This window comes from Agrobacterium sp., assembly GCF_032092815.1.
GTDB lineage: Bacteria > Pseudomonadota > Alphaproteobacteria > Rhizobiales > Rhizobiaceae > Agrobacterium.
In genome coordinates, this window is the sequence record NZ_DAMDBP010000032.1 from 3,637 (window position 1) to 5,020 (window position 1,384).

General features: G+C 54.8%; 3 protein-coding genes. All 3 read left to right on the plus strand.

The genetic code is table 11. The annotated features are described in order from the left end of the window. The first annotated feature begins 55 nt into the window (after positions 1–55). Positions 56–424 carry a DUF559 domain-containing protein gene (locus tag RT613_RS17095; protein WP_313617252.1) on the plus strand — a complete coding sequence of 123 codons (369 nt, stop codon included), beginning with the start codon at positions 56–58 and terminating at the stop codon, positions 422–424. Continuing rightward, positions 421–894: a GFA family protein gene (locus RT613_RS17100; RefSeq protein ID WP_313617254.1), complete on the plus strand. Its 474-nt coding sequence runs from the start codon at positions 421–423 to the stop codon at positions 892–894. Before RT613_RS17095 ends, RT613_RS17100 begins: the two co-directional genes overlap by 4 nt. 126 nt (positions 895–1,020) lie before the next feature. Then, on the plus strand, positions 1,021–1,384 hold a 364-nt coding region (locus RT613_RS17105; protein WP_313617341.1), incomplete at its 3' end, for a GFA family protein.

The window sequence follows — 1,384 nt, forward strand, 5'->3', positions numbered from 1 at the left end:
GCTTTTTATGCTCCACCGTCACAACGTCTCATCCGATCCAACGCGATGAGCCACAATGCCCCACGCCAATGTCAGCCCCAAGAATCGTACCTATGCAAAGAGCATGCGAAAGGCGATGACGGAAGCAGAGCTGAAACTCTGGCATACGGTTCGCGCCCATCGCCTTGATGGGTTGAGCTTCAGGCGCCAAATGCCTGTTCTTGGTTACATCGTTGATTTTGCCTACCCATCACATAAGCTGATTGTCGAGATTGATGGTTTTCAACATGGAGACGACAAGGCGGTCGCGTATGATCAGAACCGCACTCGGGATCTGCAGGAACATGGGTGGACTGTGCTGCATTTCTGGAACGACGATGTTTTAAACGACATCGACAATGTCAGTCTTCATATTCTGCGGACGAAAGAAGGAAGCCAGCCATGACGATTTACACCGGCGGATGCCAATGTGGCGCGATACGGTTTCGGGTTGAGGGTGACCTGAAGGACAGCTCCATCTGCCACTGCCGTATGTGCCAGAAGGCATTTGGTGCCTATTACGCGCCGCTTGTTTCGGTGCGCGGCACCGATTTCGCATGGACGCGCGGCGAACCAAAACGTTTCCAATCCTCCAATGTGGTCAAGCGTGGTTTTTGTGCCGATTGCGGCACGCCTCTGACCTATGAAGCACCCGACGGCATGGCTGTTGCCGCTGGAGCTTTTGACAACCCGTCTTTGTTGCCGCCCGTTATCCAGTGGGGCGTTGAAAACAAGGTGGGTTTTGTCGATAGTCTGCACACGCTCCCTGCCGTACCGACGGAGGATGATCTGGCATCGGTCGATTACCTCACCAACCTGACATCCTATCAACATCCTGACCATGACACGGCAAACTGGCCGGACAGCAAACAATGACAACACACGATCCACGCATGAAAATGCCCAAATGGCTGCTCTACGGGCTGATTGCCAAGGGTGCGCTTGTTGTCATCGTCATTGGGGCGGTCATGTCCTATGTATTTCTGAAATAAGAGAGGCATCATGCACGAGGCGGGATTATCCGGTGGATGCCAATGCGGCGCAGTGCGTTTTCATGCGGGCAAGCTCGGGCGCCCGTCGATCTGCCATTGCCGCATGTGCCAGAAACAATTCGGCAATTTCTTCGGTGCGCTTGTCAGCGCCGATCAGGCCCATCTGACATGGACCCGTGGTCAACCAAAACTGTTTCGCTCCTCCGCCAAGATCCACCGTGGTTTCTGCGAAAAATGCGGCACGCCGCTCACCTATCATTACCCCGGCGGCGTTGAACTGGCGATCGGCGCGTTCGACACACCAGAGGTCTTGGAGCCGCAGGTTCAGGTCAATTTCGAACACCGCCTGCCCTGGGTCGAACATCTCTTCGAAA

What these genes read in the sequence shown, in the direction of transcription:
- RT613_RS17095 (WP_313617252.1), top strand. Translation starts at nt 56, where the DNA reads ATGCCCCACGCCAATGTCAGCCCCAAGAATCGTACCTATGCAAAGAGC.
- RT613_RS17100 (WP_313617254.1), top strand. Translation starts at nt 421, where the DNA reads ATGACGATTTACACCGGCGGATGCCAATGTGGCGCGATACGGTTTCGG.